The 14,766-nt window shown below is 65.9% G+C and carries 14 protein-coding genes; 9 read left to right on the forward strand and 5 right to left on the reverse strand.

The features are described from left to right. Positions 1-179 precede the first annotated feature (179 nt). From AC1RMY_RS11470 to AC1RMY_RS11510, 9 genes are all read left to right on the forward strand, one after another. Entirely contained in the window at positions 180-1,142 is a 963-nt protein-coding gene (locus AC1RMY_RS11470) for an ABC transporter substrate-binding protein (RefSeq protein ID WP_492864505.1), read from the forward strand. Positions 1,143-1,242: 100 nt separating this feature from the next. Continuing rightward, complete coding sequence (locus AC1RMY_RS11475) at positions 1,243-1,755, forward strand: mismatch-specific DNA-glycosylase (protein ID WP_492864507.1); 513 nt, start codon at positions 1,243-1,245, stop codon at positions 1,753-1,755. Beyond that, positions 1,752-2,525, forward strand: coding sequence for an ABC transporter permease (locus AC1RMY_RS11480; RefSeq protein ID WP_492864508.1), 774 nt, complete (start codon positions 1,752-1,754; stop codon positions 2,523-2,525). The genes AC1RMY_RS11475 and AC1RMY_RS11480 overlap by 4 nt, the downstream gene beginning before the upstream one ends. A gap of 13 nt (positions 2,526-2,538) precedes the next feature. Then, the gene (locus AC1RMY_RS11485; RefSeq protein WP_492864510.1) at positions 2,539-3,318 is read left to right on the forward strand and encodes an ABC transporter ATP-binding protein; all 780 of its coding nucleotides are present in this window, start codon (positions 2,539-2,541) and stop codon (positions 3,316-3,318) included. Positions 3,319-3,460: 142 nt separating this feature from the next. Then, positions 3,461-4,228, forward strand: coding sequence for a FadR/GntR family transcriptional regulator (locus tag AC1RMY_RS11490; RefSeq protein WP_492864512.1), 768 nt, complete (start codon positions 3,461-3,463; stop codon positions 4,226-4,228). A gap of 109 nt (positions 4,229-4,337) precedes the next feature. Then, positions 4,338-5,309 carry a sialic acid TRAP transporter substrate-binding protein SiaP gene (locus tag AC1RMY_RS11495; RefSeq protein ID WP_492864513.1) on the forward strand — a complete coding sequence of 324 codons (972 nt, stop codon included), beginning with the start codon at positions 4,338-4,340 and terminating at the stop codon, positions 5,307-5,309. Positions 5,310-5,393: 84 nt separating this feature from the next. Beyond that, positions 5,394-5,978, forward strand: coding sequence for a TRAP transporter small permease (locus tag AC1RMY_RS11500; protein ID WP_492864514.1), 585 nt, complete (start codon positions 5,394-5,396; stop codon positions 5,976-5,978). Positions 5,979-5,985: 7 nt separating this feature from the next. Then, complete coding sequence (locus AC1RMY_RS11505) at positions 5,986-7,392, forward strand: TRAP transporter large permease (RefSeq protein ID WP_492864515.1); 1,407 nt, start codon at positions 5,986-5,988, stop codon at positions 7,390-7,392. A 126-nt stretch (positions 7,393-7,518) separates the two neighbouring features. Continuing rightward, positions 7,519-8,712 carry a class I SAM-dependent methyltransferase gene (locus AC1RMY_RS11510; protein ID WP_492864517.1) on the forward strand — a complete coding sequence of 398 codons (1,194 nt, stop codon included), beginning with the start codon at positions 7,519-7,521 and terminating at the stop codon, positions 8,710-8,712. Positions 8,713-8,748: 36 nt separating this feature from the next. On the opposite strand, the gene AC1RMY_RS11515 is transcribed toward AC1RMY_RS11510, so the two are convergent. The 5 genes from AC1RMY_RS11515 to hutI all read right to left on the reverse strand — a co-directional run bounded on the left by AC1RMY_RS11515 (position 8,749) and on the right by hutI (position 14,686). After that, positions 8,749-9,327, reverse strand: coding sequence for a HutD/Ves family protein (locus tag AC1RMY_RS11515; protein WP_492864518.1), 579 nt, complete (start codon positions 9,325-9,327; stop codon positions 8,749-8,751). Positions 9,328-9,404: 77 nt separating this feature from the next. Further along, positions 9,405-11,072: a urocanate hydratase gene (gene hutU, locus AC1RMY_RS11520; protein ID WP_492864520.1), complete on the reverse strand. Its 1,668-nt coding sequence runs from the start codon at positions 11,070-11,072 to the stop codon at positions 9,405-9,407. Positions 11,073-11,127: 55 nt separating this feature from the next. Further along, positions 11,128-11,934: an N-formylglutamate deformylase gene (gene hutG, locus AC1RMY_RS11525; RefSeq protein WP_492864521.1), complete on the reverse strand. Its 807-nt coding sequence runs from the start codon at positions 11,932-11,934 to the stop codon at positions 11,128-11,130. Next, positions 11,931-13,466: a histidine ammonia-lyase gene (hutH, locus tag AC1RMY_RS11530; protein ID WP_492864522.1), complete on the reverse strand. Its 1,536-nt coding sequence runs from the start codon at positions 13,464-13,466 to the stop codon at positions 11,931-11,933. The genes hutG and hutH overlap by 4 nt, the downstream gene beginning before the upstream one ends. Continuing rightward, on the reverse strand, positions 13,463-14,686 hold the full coding sequence (hutI, locus tag AC1RMY_RS11535) for an imidazolonepropionase (RefSeq protein WP_492865297.1): 1,224 nt from the start codon (positions 14,684-14,686) through the stop codon (positions 13,463-13,465). The genes hutH and hutI overlap by 4 nt, the downstream gene beginning before the upstream one ends. Positions 14,687-14,766 lie beyond the last annotated feature (80 nt).

Consider the following 14,766-nt stretch of genomic DNA (forward strand, 5'->3'; position numbering starts at 1 on the left):
CTCCCTGTCAAACAAGAGAATGTCATCGCTGTCCCCAGCCCCGGTGATCGACGGCTTGACGGATTTGCATATGCATTTAACGTCGGGTGGAACGAAGGTTGCATCTGGCCGCGCCATGCGGTGCGATGGGCTCCAGTCCTCGCGCGAAGCCGGACATCACACAGGGGAAGGGTTCCGTCATGACAGCTTTGAAGCGTTTGGGAACGGTGGCGGGCCTCGGCCTCGCGGCTACGCTGCTCGCGGGCGGCGCGCAGGCACAGACCAAGGTCAATATCGGCATTTCCGGCTGGACCGGCTTCGCGCCGCTCGTCCTCGCCAAGGAGGCGGGCATCTTCGCCAAGAACGGCCTCGACGTCACCATCAAGAAGATCCCGCAGAAGGATCGCCACCTGGCGATCGCCTCGGGCGACATCCAGTGCGCGGCGACGACCGTCGAGACCTGGATCGTCTGGGACGGCGCGGGCGTGAAGACCAAGCAGATTTTCCAGCTCGACAAGAGCTATGGCGCCGACGGCATGGTGACGCGCAACGCCACCGGCTCGATCAAGGATCTGAAGGGCAAGACCGTCGCGGCCTCCGCACCCGGCACCTCGCCCTATTTCGCGCTCGCCTGGTTCCTGAAGGAGAACGGCATGTCCGTGAAGGACGTGACCGTGGTCAACATGGAGCCCGGCCCGGCCGCGCAAGCCTTCATCGCTGGCCAGAACGACGCTGCCATGACTTATGAGCCCTATCTCTCTGCCGTGCGCGAGAAGCCCGACGCCGGCAAGATCATCGCCACCACGCTCGACTATCCGATGGTGATGGACACCTTCGGCTGCACGCCCGCCTTCCTCGCCGCCAACGACGCGGCGGCGGCCGCGCTGACCAAGAGCTATTTCGGGGCTCTCGACCTGATCAAGGCCGATCAGGCCAAGGCCTACGGGATCATGGGAGCGGATGTGAAGCAGTCCGCCGAGCAGTTCGGGAAGTCGGCCGGCTTCCTGAAATGGTCGGATGCGGAGGGGAACAAGGCCTTCTTCTCGGGTGACTGGCAGGCTTTCTCGGCCAAGGCCGCCGACCTGCTACTCGAGATCGGCCTGATCAAGGCCAAGCCCGATCTCAAGGACCTGGTCGAGACGAAGTACGTCGCCGGCAAGTGAGGCTGGGCGACACCGTCATGCTCGCCCTTGTGGCGAGCATCCACGTCTTGGACACCGCCCCCGCGGGAGGAAGACGTGGATGGCCGGGACAAGCCCGACCATGACGGTTGAGCAAATCGTCCTTCCCGACATCCTTGCCCCCGGCCTGCGCGTCGTCTTCTGCGGCACGCAGGCCGGGGCGGCTTCCGCCCGCCGCGGCGCCTACTATGCCGGGCCGGGCAACAAGTTCTGGAAAACGCTGCACGAGATCGGCCTGACGCCGGAAAGGCTGGAGCCCGAAGCCTTCCGGGCGCTGCCGGACTATGGCATCGGGCTCACCGACGTCGCCAAGCTGACCTCGGGACCTGATACCGACCTTCGCAGCGCTCATTTCGATGCGGCAGGCTTCCTGACGCGGATGGCGGTCGTCCGTCCTCGCATCGTCGCCTTCAACGGCAAGCGCGCCGCGCAGGCGGTGCTGGGTCCGCTGCGTGCTTACGGCCTGCAACCGGACCGGCTCGCCGGAGCCGACATCTTCGTCCTGCCCTCGACCTCGGGCGCCGCCTCGGGCTTCTGGTCGATCGAACCCTGGAGAGAACTGGCCGCCCATCTGGCCGGAACCGAAATGCGATGAAACCACTCCAACCCGTCTCCGCCCCCGCCCGCATCGGCTATGGCATCGCCTTCTTCGCGCTCTTCGTAGCGCTCTGGTCGGTCGCGACTTTCGGCGGTTATGTCCAGAGGCTGTTCCTCGCGGACCCGCTGACGATGGTCAGCGAGGGCTACAACCTGCTGGTCCGCTACGGCTTCGCCTTTGATATCGGCATGACGATCTGGCGCGTCGTCGGCGGCTTCGTGCTGGCCGTGATCGTCGCGCTGCCGCTCGGCATCATGATGGGCGCCTACAAGCCGATCGAGGCCTTCCTCGAGCCCTTCGTCTCCTTCGCGCGCTATCTTCCGGCATCGGCCTTCATCCCGCTGCTGATCCTCTGGGCCGGCATCGGCGAGGCGCAGAAGCTGCTCGTTATCTTTATCGGCTCGGTCTTCCAGCTCATCCTGATGATCGCGGTCGCGGTCGGCTCGATCCGCCGCGACCTCGTCGATGCCGCCTATACGCTGGGCGCGACCGATACCTCGGTCGTGCGCCGCGTGCTGTTGCCTAACGCGGCCCCCGAGATCGCCGAGATCTTCCGCCTCGTGCTCGGCTGGGCCTGGACCTATGTCATCGTCGCCGAGCTGATCGGCTCCTCCTCCGGCATCGGCCATATGATCACCGACAGCCAGGCGCTCTTGAACACCGGGCAGATCATCTTCGGCATCATCGTCATCGGCCTGATTGGGCTGGTCTCGGATTTCCTCTTCAAGGCGGTCAACCAGCGCCTGTTTCCATGGGCGCAGAGATGAGTTGGGCGCAAAGATGAGCAAGCTTCTTGTTGAGAATGTCGGGAAGATCTTCCCGGCCCAGCGTGGCGGCCAGCCGACCCGCGCCCTGATGCCGACCTCGCTGAATGTCGGCGACAACGACTTCATCTCTATCCTCGGCCCCTCGGGCTGCGGCAAGTCCACCCTGCTGCGGATCATCGGCGGGTTGGAGACGGCGAGCGAAGGCAAGATCATGCTCGATGGCGCCCCCGTCGCCGGCCCAGGCGCCGATCGAGGCTTCGTCTTCCAGAGCTACACGCTCTTCCCCTGGCTGACCGTGGCGCAGAACATCGCCTTCGGCCTGCGCGAGAAGGGCTTAGCCGAGCGCGAGCGGCTCGATATCTCCAGAAAATGGGCGGATCGCGTCGGCCTGTCGAACTTCGTCGATCATTTCCCCAAGCAGCTTTCCGGCGGCATGCAGCAGCGCACCGCCATCGCCCGCGCGCTCGCCAACGATCCCAAAATCCTGCTGCTCGACGAGCCCTTCGGGGCGCTCGACAACCAGACCCGCGCGCTGATGCAGGAGATGCTGCTCGGCATCTGGGAGCGCGAGCGCAAAACCGTGCTCTTCGTCACCCACGATATCGAGGAGGCGATCTTCGTCGGCTCGCGCGTCGTGGTGATGAGCGCGCGGCCGGGGCGCATCAAGGCCGACATCGCCGTCGACTTGGCCCATCCGCGCCCCTACACCATCAAGACGACCCCGGAATTCGTCGCGCTGAAGGAGCGCTTGGTCGAGGAAATCCGCTCGGAGGTGATGGCGAGCCCGCATTGAGCGACCCAGCGTAACGTCAACGCGACGGGCCGATTGACAGCCCGCCGCGATGATGATTGGTTTCATTCCAATTGGCCTGACCACATGGCCAAATCGAGCTCCCCACCAGAGGGGGCCTTGGGATGGAAACCGGGAGCAAGCTGTGCCGCTCGAAGCTGTCGAGTCGCCACGTCTCTATCGCCAGATCGCCGACCAGCTCCGCCATCTCATCGATCGGCGTGAGTATCCGGCGGGCGGTCGACTGCCGCCCGAGCGCGAGTTGGCCGAGAAGCTCGGCGTCTCCCGTCCGTCGGTCCGCGAGGCGCTGATCGCGCTCGAGGTCGAGGGGCGCGTCCGTATCCGCATGGGCTCGGGCGTCTATGTCGTCGACCGCCCCGTTGATCAGCCGGCCCTGATCGCGGCGTTCGACGAGGCCCCGGAAGGGCCGTTCGAGGTGCTGAAGGCACGCGAACTGGTTGAGAGCGCGGTCTGCGCCGAGGCCGGCGTGTCGGCGGGACCCGATGACCTGGCGGCTCTCGACGACATCCTCCGCCGGATGGAATTGCCCGGACTGACCGGAGACGAACTCGTCGCCCTCGACCGGTCCTTCCACGTCGCGATCGCTTCAATCCTCGGCAATGCGGTGCTGGCGCGCTTCGTCGGCCTGCTGTTCGACCAGCGCATTAACCCCTACTTCCGTCAGCTCGCCAGCTATTTCGAGAACGCCGATTCCTGGCGCGAGGCGGTGGCCGAGCACCGCGAGATTCGCGACGCGATCGCGGCGGGAACCGGCGAGGCGGCGCAGGTGGCGATGCGCCGTCATCTGCAGCGTTCGCAGGAGCGTTTCTCGCAGAGTTTCGGCGAGGGACCGCCCAAGGCAAGGCCCGGCGAACGGGAGAACGTCGTGACCCGTCTGGCCAGCAAGACGTGAGGCACGAGCAACTGAGGCAGGAAGAACCGAGGCAAGCACAAGAAGAAGACTGCAGGACGCCGACCCAGGAAGCACAGCAACAAGATCAATCCCAGGGAGGGACAGAGTGATGAAGACCTATCTGACGATGGCGGCTGTAGCCGCGGGCCTGATCGCCGCCGGCGCGTCGGCGCAGGCGCAGACAAAGCTGAAATGGGCCCATGTCTACGAAACCTCCGAGCCCTTCCACACGGAGTCCGTCTGGGCCGCCGACGAGTTCAAGAAGCGCACCAATGGCAAATACGAGATCACGGTCTATCCGGCCTCGCAGCTTGGCAAGGAAACCGACATCAACCAGGGCCTCACGCTCGGCACCGTGGACATCATCATCTCGGGCTCGAGCTTCGCGGCGCGCGCCTTCCCGCCGATCGGTGTGACCTACTACCCCTTCACCTTCCGCGGCCCGGATCATCTCCTCGCCTACACCAAGAGCGATGTCTTCACCGACATGGCCAAGGGCTATCAGGAGAAGAGCGGCCACCAGATCGTCTCTGTGACCTATTACGGCACGCGCCACACCACCTCGAACAAGCCGATCAAGAGCTGCGCCGACATGAAGGGCCTCAAGATCCGCGTGCCGGACGTGCCGGCCTATCTCGCCATGCCGCGCGCCTGCGGCGCCAACACCGCGCCGATCGCCTTCGCCGAGGTCTATCTCGCGCTCCAGAACGGCACCGTCGAGGCGCAGGAGAATCCGCTGACCACGATCGAGGCCAAGAAGTTCTACGAGGTCCAGAAGCACATCGTCCTGACCGGCCACATCGTCGACCACCTCAACACGGTCGTCGCCAAGCAGCTCTGGGACAAGCTCTCGCCCGAGGATCGCAAGATCTTCAGCGAGGTCGCCCAGGAGGCCTCCGCCCGCGCCACCAAGAAGATCCAGGCCGACGAGGTCAAGCTCGTGCAGTTCTTCAAGGACAAGGGCCTGACCGTCACCGAGGTCGACAAGGCCGATTTCCTCGCCAACGTCCAGAAGAACGTTACCTTCGAGCAGTTCGGCTACCGCAAGGCCGACTGGGATCGCATCCAGGCGATCAAGTAATCCACCGAACGGCCCGGCGGCGCGAGCTGCCGGGCATCCATCCTGCCTACGGCCTCGCTGCGGCCGATTTCATCGAGGTCTGCCGTGGCCACTGATACTGCGCCGGAAATCCATACCCAGGTCACGAGCGAGGAGATCGCTCACGTCTTCGACGAGGCGCCGCCACCGGCCGATCTCTCCGGCTACGGCGTCGAGGACTGGATTACGCTCGCCGCCTTCTGGGTCATGGTCGGTTGCGTCATCCTGCAGTTCTTCACCCGCTACGTGCTGAACAACTCCTTCGCCTGGACGGAAGAGATCGCGATCTACGCGCTCGTCGTCGTCGTCTTCCTCGGTGCCTCGCTCTGCGTGCGGGCCTCGCGGCACATCCAGGTCGATTTCCTCTACCGCTACATGTCGCCCCGGATGGGCCGCATCATGGCGACGGGCGTCGATGTCGTGCGTGTCGGCTTCTTCGGCTACGGCACCTGGCTGATGTACAAATACGCCTCGCTCATCCCCGACGAGATGATGACGACGATCGATTTCCCGAAGTCGTTCATCTTCAATGCGGTCGTCCTCGCCTTCGCGCTGATGACGCTGCGCTCGCTGCATGTCGCCTGGCAGAACTGGCGCCGCGGCTATTCCGTGCTGGAGAAGCCGGAAGCTTTCGACGGCTCGGAGGCCTGAGACCAATATGCTGATCCTGCTTGGTTCCTTTCTCGGTCTGATGATCCTCGGCGTGCCCGTGGCGATCTCCATGGCCGTCGCCTCGCTCGCCTTCATCCTGGTTTCGGGCACGGTGCCCGACGTCATCCTGGCCCAGCGCATGATCGCCGGCGTCGAGAGTTTCCCGCTGCTCGCCGTGCCCTTCTTCATCCTCGCCGGCAACCTGATGAACATCGCCGGCGTCACCGGCCGCATCTATGCCTTCGCGGTCGCGCTCGTCGGCTGGATGCGCGGCGGCCTGGCACAGGTCAACATCATCGGCTCGGTGATCTTCTCCGGCATGTCCGGCACCGCCATCGCGGACGCGGCAGGCATCGGCACGATCGAGATCAAGGCGATGAAGGACCACGGTTATTCGGCCGAGGTCGCAGTCGGCGTCACCGCCGCTTCCGCCACGCTGGGCCCGATCATCCCGCCCTCGCTGCCCTTCGTCATCTACGGCATGATGTCGAACACCTCGATCGGCGCTCTTTTCCTGGGCGGGGTCATCCCCGGCGTGGTGATGACGCTGTTCATGATGGCGACCGTCGCGATCTTCGCGCGCATCTACAAATGGGGCTCCGACACCCCGTTCTCGCTGCGCGAGATCGGCACCGCCGGCATCGAAGTTGCGGTGGTGCTCGGCTTCCCCGTCGTCGCATATGGCCTGCTCTGGGCCGGATTGCCGGACAATCTCGCCATCGGCCTCGCGCTCGCGGCCCTGCTCGCGCTCGACTACTATTTCGATTTCTCGGCCGTTATGGCGCTGATGACGCCGGTCATCCTGATCGGCGGCATGACGATGGGCTGGTTCACGCCGACGGAAGCGGCCGCAGCGGCGGTGATCTGGTCGCTCTTCCTGGGCCTCGTGCGCTATCGCTCGATGACGATGCGCAGCCTGACCAAGGCGACCTTCGACACCATCGAAACCACGGCCTCGGTGCTCTTCATCGTCACCGCCGCCTCGATCTTCGCCTGGCTGCTGACGGTTTCGCAGACCGCCCAGACCCTGTCCGACCTCATCCTCGGCTTCACCCAGAACAAATGGGTGTTCCTGATCCTGGTGAACCTGCTGCTGCTCTTCATCGGCTGCTTCCTCGACACCATCGCCGCGATCACCATCGTGGTGCCGATCCTGCTGCCGATCGCCCTCAAGCTCGGCGTCGACCCGATCCATTTCGGGTTGATCATGACGCTGAACCTGATGATCGGCCTGCTTCACCCGCCGCTCGGCATGGTGCTGTTCGTGCTCTCGCGCGTTGCCAAGCTCTCCGTCGAGCGGACGACCATGGCGATCCTGCCCTGGCTGATCCCGCTCTTCGCCGCGCTGTTCGCGATCACCTTCATCCCCGAGCTGACGCTGTGGCTGCCGCGGCAGATGGGGATGATTCGATAGGCATCGAGCCGTCTGAATCGGCCTGATTCAGGCGACACTTTGCCCTGCGCGGAGGTCGGAGTTGCGTTTCGGCCTCCGACGAACCATCTTTTCGGGCAAAGGGGCGCTGCCATCGAGGTGGAGCCGATGCATGCCTTTGTCGCCAGGATGTTGTCGCGGCTGGTGAAGGAGCCGCGTATCGATGTGGTCTTTGCCGACGGATCGCTGCAATCCGTTGGGCGGGGCTCCGTGCCCACCGTGCGGATGCGGATCGCCGACCGGTCGACCGAGTTCAAACTGGCCCTGAACCCGGAACTCGCGCTCGGCGAGGCCGTGATGGATGGGCGCGTCGTCGTCGAGCAGGGCTCGCTCTACGATCTGCTTGATCTGCTGATCGCGGGCCTGCACAAGGCGCGTCCGGACGGATGGAGCAAGATTTTGGCGGGTTTGCGGACCGCCGTGCGCCGTTTCCATCAGCATAACACCCCTGCGCTCGCCCGGCGCAACGTCGCCCATCACTATGATCTGCGCGAAGAGTTCTTCCGGCTCTTCCTCGATGACGACATGCAATATTCCTGCGCTTATTTCGCGCGGCCGGGAATGTCGTTGGCGGACGCCCAGCTCGCCAAGAAGCGGCACATCATCGCAAAGCTTGCGATCGAGCCGGGACAGCGGGTGCTCGACATTGGCTCTGGCTGGGGCGGTCTTGCGCTGACGATCGCCGCCGAGACGGGCGCCGACGTGACCGGCATCACCCTGTCGGAAGAACAGCTCGCGGTCGCCAAGGAGCGCGCTGCGGATTCGGGCCTGCCGGTCGATTTCCGCCTGCAGGACTATCGCGCCATGCCTGGGCCGTTCGACCGCATCGTCTCCGTCGGCATGTTCGAGCATGTCGGCGTCGGCTTCTACCGCGACTATTTCCGCAAGATCGCCGAATTGCTGACCGACGACGGCGTCGCCCTGATCCACACCATCGGCCGCAGCACGCCTCCGGGCGCCACCAACCCCTTCATCGCGAAATACATCTTCCCGGGCGGCTACATCCCGGCCCTGTCGGAGATGACTGCTGCCGTCGAGAAGGAGGGGCTGGTCATCACCGACGTCGAGGTGCTGCGCCTGCATTACGCCGAGACGTTGAAGGCCTGGCGCGAGCGCTTTCTCGCCCGCCGCGCCGAGGTCGTCGCGATGTATGATGAGCGCTTTGCGCGGATGTGGGAATTCTATCTCGCCTGCTCGGAAGCGAGCTTCAGGCACGACGACCTCGTCGTCTTCCAGCTCCAGCTCGCGAGGCGGCTGGACGGATTGCCGATCACGCGAGGCTATATGGAGAAGCCGCAATAGCGGGGCTCGCCACAAGGGCGAGCACAACGCTGGGTGTCACGCGACCGGCCGCAGTGTGATCGCGAACAGTTCGGCGTCCGCCTCGGCAGCGACGACCTCGACGCTCTGCGGGCCGTCGAGAATGACGCTATCGCCCGCTGCGAGCGATGCGCCATCGCTCGCAGCCTTGATCGTCCAGCCGCCCGCGCAGGCGACGAGGACGAGCAGGCCAGCATCGATTTCGAGCGCGTGCGGGCCGGCCCCCAATCGCCGGACCTCCTGACGCCAGCGACCGCGCCGGCTCATCACGTTGAGGTCGTGGATCGATCCGGCCAACAATTCCCCCAACACGGCTCGGTTGGCGTCGAAGGCGAAGGGGTGCGAACCGTGGTCGAGCGTGACCGTCTCGCCATCCGCGAAGGCGAGGTGGATCCGGCCTCCGTCCAGTACGGCAAGCGTCCGGTCGATTCCGGGGAAGCTGGAGAACGGCCCGTCCTGTCCGACATGGGCCATCGAGATGCGCCAGTCGAAATCGCTCAGGGAGGCATCCTCTGGGAACACTGCGATCTCGGTCGTGACACCGCCGCCGTTCTTCCACGGCATGACGCGGCGTTCGGCGGCGCGGATAATGCGCATGGGATGTTTCTCCGCGTTCACGCACCCCTGTCCTTCCGGGTTCTCCGCTGCGCGGAGCCCCGGAAGGACAGGGTAGCTCACCCCAAAATCCCCGGCAGCTTCAGCCCCTTCGCGACCGCGCAGTCCCGCGCGATCTCATAGCCCGCATCGGCATGGCGCATCACGCCGGTGGCAGGGTCGTTCCAGAGTACGCGCTCCAGCCGCTTGGCGGCTTCCGGCGTGCCGTCGGCGACGATGACCACGCCGGAATGCTGCGAATACCCCATGCCGACGCCGCCGCCATGATGCAGCGAGACCCAGGTTGCGCCGCCCGCCGTGTTGAGCAGGGCGTTGAGCAGCGGCCAGTCAGAGACGGCGTCGGAGCCGTCCTTCATCGCCTCGGTCTCGCGGTTGGGCGAGGCGACCGAACCCGAATCGAGATGGTCGCGGCCGATCACGACGGGCGCCTTCAATTCGCCCTTGGCGACCATCTCGTTGAAGGCGAGGCCGAGCCGGTGCCGGTCGCCGAGGCCGACCCAGCAGATGCGCGCCGGCAGGCCCTGGAACTTGATGCGCTCGCGCGCCATGTCGAGCCAGTTGTGCAGGTGCTTGTCGTCCGGCATCAGTTCCTTCACACGCTGGTCGGTGCGGTAGATGTCCTCCGGATCGCCCGACAGCGCGGCCCAGCGGAACGGCCCGATGCCGCGGCAGAACAGCGGCCGGATATAGGCCGGCACGAAGCCCGGGAAGTCGAAGGCGTTGTGGACGCCCATGTCCTTGGCCATCTGGCGGATGTTGTTGCCGTAATCGAGCGTCGGCACGCCCATCGTCTGGAAGTCCAGCATGGCGCGCACATGTGTCGCCATCGACTGCTTGGCGGCCTCGATCGTGCCGGCGGGATCGCGCTCCTTGCGCTCCTCCCATTCGGCCAGCGTCCAGCCGGCCGGGAGATAGCCGTTGAGCGGATCATGCGCCGAGGTCTGGTCGGTGACGACGTCGGGCCGGATGCCGCGGCGGACCATGTCGGGAAACACTTCGGCGGCGTTGCCGAGCACGCCGACCGAGACCGCCTTGCCTTTGGCATGGGCGCCTTCGATGATCTTCAGGGCCTCGTCGACGCTGTCGGCCTTCTCGTCGAGATAGCCGGTGCGCAGGCGGAATTCGATCGAGGACGGCCTGCATTCGACCGCGATCATCGAGGCGCCGGCCATGGTCGCGGCGAGCGGCTGCGCGCCACCCATGCCTCCCAGGCCGCCCGTCAGGATCCATTTGCCCTTGAGGCTGCCGCCATAGTGCTGGCGGCCGACCTCGACGAAGGTTTCGTAGGTGCCCTGAACGATGCCCTGCGTGCCGATATAGATCCAGGAGCCGGCCGTCATCTGGCCGTACATCATCAGTCCGGCCTTATCGAGTTCGTGGAAATGCTCCCAGTTCGCATAGGCCGGCACGAGGTTGGAGTTCGCGATCAGCACGCGCGGCGCGTCCGCATGGGTGCGGAAGATGCCGACCGGCTTGCCGGACTGCACCAGCAGCGTCTCGTCGGCCTCCAGCGAGCGCAGGCTCGCGCAGATCCGGTCGAAATCCTCCCAGGTCCGCGCGGCACGGCCGATGCCGCCATAGACCACGAGCTCGCTAGGCTTCTCGGCGACGTCGGGGTCGAGATTGTTCATCAGCATGCGCAGCGGCGCTTCGGTCAGCCAGCTCTTGGCGGAAAGCTCGCTGCCCTTGGGGCTGCGGATGACGCGGCTGTTGTCGATGCGGGTCATGGACGGCTCCGTTGCGGGCAAAAGGACGGTGTCAGAAAGGAGGCGCAGGCGGGCGTCAGCGCAGGCCGACGGACTGGACCATCGCGGCTGCCAGCGCTGCGTCGATGATGCTGTCGAGTGCGGTCTGCAGCGGGCGGGCGCGGCTTGCGTCGAAACGCCAGGGCGGCGCCTCCTCGGCGAGATAGGCGCTGAGCGCGATCTCCATCTGGATAGCATGGACGCCGTCCTGCGGGCGGCCGTAATGCCGGGTGATCCAGCCGCCCTTGAAGCGGCCATTGACGATCTGCGTCAGCTCATGGCCGGCCATCGCAGCCGTGGCGGCCGTCTCGACCGCCGGTGCGCAGCTCTGGCCGGAATTCGTACCAAGATTGAGCGTCGGCAACGTGCCCGGAAACAGCCGCGGGATGACCGACTTGATCGAGTGGCAGTCCCACAGCAGGCACCAGCCATGGGTCTTGCGCACCCTTTCGATCTCGGCGGCGAGCGCATCGTGATAGGGCTGGAAATAGGCCTCGCGCCGCCTCGCGATCTCGGCATCGTTCGGCGCGATCGTCCAGATCGGCGCGCCGTCGAAGGTCGTCGTCGGCACCAGTTCCGTCGTCGCCTGGCCGGGATAGAGCGAGACGCCTGACGGGTCGCGGTTCAGGTCGATGACATAGCGCGACAGCCCCGCCTCGACGATGGTCGGCTGGAAGCGCTCCGCGAAGGCGTAGAGCTCGCGCATGTGCCAATCCGTGTCCTCGACCAGCCGGCCACGCTCGTTCAGCGCGGCAGCGACCTCGGGCGGCAGTCCGGTGCCCGGATGCGGCATCGAGAGGATGAGCGGGGAGGGGCCCCGGGTGACGGTGACGATGTCGCTCAAGCTCCGAACTCCGCAAATGAATCCAGCCCAGCCGCCTTGCCCACCGCCCCCGACAGCACGAACGCCGTCGCCGCCGCGAGATCGGGCGCCAGATAGCGGTCCTCCGTCAGCGGCGCGATCCGCCCGTGCAGCAGCGCCAGTACCGGCTCGAGCCGTGGGCTCGTTTTCATCGGGCGATGGTGCTCGATCGCCTCCGCCGCCGCCATCAGTTCTACCGCGACGATGCTCGCGGCATTCGCGGCCATGTCGAGCAGGCGATAAGCGCCATGCGTCGCCATCGAGACATGGTCTTCCTGGTTGGCCGAAGTGGGTATGGTGTCCACAGAGGCAGGATACGCCTTCTGCTTGTTCTCGGACGCCAGCGCAGCAGCCGTCACCTGCGCGATCATGAAGCCGGAATTCAACCCGGCGTCGCGCGCCAGGAAGGGCGGCAGCCCGCTCATCACGGGGTCGACCAGCAGCGCGATCCGCCGCTCCGAGAGATTGCCGATCTCGCACAGCCCCATCGCCAGCATGTCGGCGGCGAAGGCGACCGGCTCGGCGTGGAAATTTCCGCCGGAGACGATCTCCCCCGGCCCCAGCACCAGCGGATTGTCGGTGACGGCGTTGGCCTCGATCGAAAGCGTTGCGGCGGCGTTGGCGAGCAGGTCGCGCACAGCGCCCATCACCTGCGGCTGGCAGCGCAGCGAATAGGGATCCTGGACCTTGCTGTCGCCGAAGCGGTGGCTGTCGCGGATTTCGCTGCCGGCGATCAGGTCGAGCAGATGGGCCGCGACGCGGATCTGGCCGGGCTGTCCGCGCAGGCGCTGGATGCGCGGATCGAACGGCGTGTCCGAGCCCTTCAGCGCATCGACCGAGAGCGCTCCCGCAACGAGGGCGGCGTCGAAGACACGGGCCATGGCGTTTAGGCCGGCCAGCGCAAGCGCCGTCGAGACCTGCGTGCCGTTGATGAGGGCGAGCCCTTCCTTGGCGCCGAGCGCGAGCGGCGCCTGGCCGATCCGCGACAAGGCTTCGGCCGCCGGCATGACGACGCCTTTCAGCCTGATCTCGCCGACGCCCATCAGCGCGGCGGTGAGATGGGCGAGGGGCGCGAGATCGCCGGAAGCGCCGACCGAGCCCTTGGCGGGGACCACCGGCAGCGCGTCCGCCTTCAGTGCGCCGATCAACGCCTCGACCACGACGGGGCGCACGCCAGACGCCCCACGCGCCAGGCTCGCCGCCTTCATCGCCAGGATCAGCCGGACTACGCTATCGGGCAGGGCAGGGCCGGTGCCGACCGCATGCGACAGGATCAGGTTTCGCTGGAGCGTCGCGAGATCGGCATCGGCGATCCGTACGCTGGCGAGCTTGCCGAAGCCGGTGTTGACGCCATAGGTCACGGTTCCCGCCGCGACGATCTCGTCGACGATCGCCTGAGCCGCGGCGATGGTCGCAGCGCTCGACGCCGATAGCGTGACGGCCGTGCCGTCGAGCACGTCGCGCCATTGCGCGAGGGCCGCATGGCCGGGTTCGATCGCGAGGGGCGTGCTCATTGGCCGTTCCATATGCGTGCGTGAAGTGGGTTGAAGCCCATGCGGTAGGCGAGTTCGGCCGGCCGCTCGATCTCCCAGATCGCGAGATCGCAGGCCTTGCCGGCCTCGAGCGTCCCGATCTCGTCCTGCATTCCCAGCGCACGGGCGGCATTGCGGGTCATGCCTGCGAGCGCCTCTTCCGGCGTCAGGCGGAAGAGCGTGCAGCCCATGTTGAGCGTCATCAGGGCTGAGGTCAGCGGCGAGGTGCCGGGGTTGGCGTCGGTCGCCAGCGCGATCGGCACGCCATGCTTACGAAGAAGTTCGATCGGCGGCTTCACCGTCTCGCGCAGGAAATAGAAGGCGCCGGGCAATACGACCGCGACCGTGCCGGCCTTCGCCATCGCGATCACGCCATCCTCGTCGAGATGTTCGAGATGGTCGGCTGAGAGAGCCCCCATTTCCGCCGCCAGCTTGGCGCCGCCGAGATTGGAGAGCTGCTCGGCATGGATCTTGATCGCCAGCCCCTTTGTCTTGGCTGCTGCGAAGACGGTGCGCGTCTCCTCCGGCGAAAAGGCGATGCCCTCGCAGAACACATCGACGGCGTCGGCCAAACCTTCGGCGGCGACCGCATCGAGCATTGGCCCTGCGACGAGCGCCACATAGTCGCCGGAGCGGCTCTTGTATTCCGGCGGCACGGCATGGGCGCCGAGCAGGGTCGTGCGAACGGTGACCGGCCGCTCGCGGCCGATCCGGCGCGCGACCCTGAGCGCCTTGACTTCGCTGTCGATGTCGAGCCCGTAGCCCGACTTGATCTCGACGGTGGTGACGCCTTCGCGGACGAGTTCGGAAAGACGCCGGTCGGCCGTCGCGAAAAGCGCATCCTCACTCGCCGCCCGCGTCGCCTTGACCGAGGAGAGGATGCCGCCGCCGGCGCGCGCGATTTCCTCATAGCTTGCGCCCTGCAGGCGCAGCTCGAATTCATGGGCGCGGTCGCCGCCATAGACGAGATGGGTGTGGCAATCGATCAGGCCGGGCGTGATCCAGCGGCCTTCGCAAGCGATCGTCTCCGTGGCGCGGAAGGCCGGTGCCTCGCTGCGGGGACCGGCATAGACGATCCGCCCGTCGCGGGCCGCCACGATGCCGTCCTCGACGGCTCCATAGGGGGCATCGATAGCTGGCGACATTGTCGCCAGCCGCGCCTGCGTCCAGAGCCTGTCGCAGGTCGGGGTCTCGCCGGACATCGTCGCCACGTCAGATCCTCTCGACTATCCTTTGATAGCGAATATGCTATCTAATTGCATATGCAAATAGCAAGGCCTTA

The sequence above is a fragment of the Allobosea sp. GW822-FHT03F07 genome (genome assembly GCF_058801345.1).

Bases quoted from the DNA above. Each gene is read 5' to 3' on its own strand.
- AC1RMY_RS11470 (WP_492864505.1), top strand. From the start codon at position 180: ATGACAGCTTTGAAGCGTTTGGGAACGGTGGCGGGCCTCGGCCTCGCG.
- AC1RMY_RS11475 (WP_492864507.1), top strand. From the start codon at position 1,243: ATGACGGTTGAGCAAATCGTCCTTCCCGACATCCTTGCCCCCGGCCTG.
- AC1RMY_RS11480 (WP_492864508.1), top strand. From the start codon at position 1,752: ATGAAACCACTCCAACCCGTCTCCGCCCCCGCCCGCATCGGCTATGGC.
- AC1RMY_RS11485 (WP_492864510.1), top strand. From the start codon at position 2,539: ATGAGCAAGCTTCTTGTTGAGAATGTCGGGAAGATCTTCCCGGCCCAG.
- AC1RMY_RS11495 (WP_492864513.1), top strand. From the start codon at position 4,338: ATGAAGACCTATCTGACGATGGCGGCTGTAGCCGCGGGCCTGATCGCC.
- AC1RMY_RS11505 (WP_492864515.1), top strand. From the start codon at position 5,986: ATGCTGATCCTGCTTGGTTCCTTTCTCGGTCTGATGATCCTCGGCGTG.
- AC1RMY_RS11510 (WP_492864517.1), top strand. From the start codon at position 7,519: ATGCATGCCTTTGTCGCCAGGATGTTGTCGCGGCTGGTGAAGGAGCCG.
- AC1RMY_RS11515 (WP_492864518.1), bottom strand. From the start codon at position 9,327: ATGCGCATTATCCGCGCCGCCGAACGCCGCGTCATGCCGTGGAAGAAC.
- hutU (WP_492864520.1), bottom strand. From the start codon at position 11,072: ATGACCCGCATCGACAACAGCCGCGTCATCCGCAGCCCCAAGGGCAGC.
- hutH (WP_492864522.1), bottom strand. From the start codon at position 13,466: ATGAGCACGCCCCTCGCGATCGAACCCGGCCATGCGGCCCTCGCGCAA.
- hutI (WP_492865297.1), bottom strand. From the start codon at position 14,686: ATGTCCGGCGAGACCCCGACCTGCGACAGGCTCTGGACGCAGGCGCGG.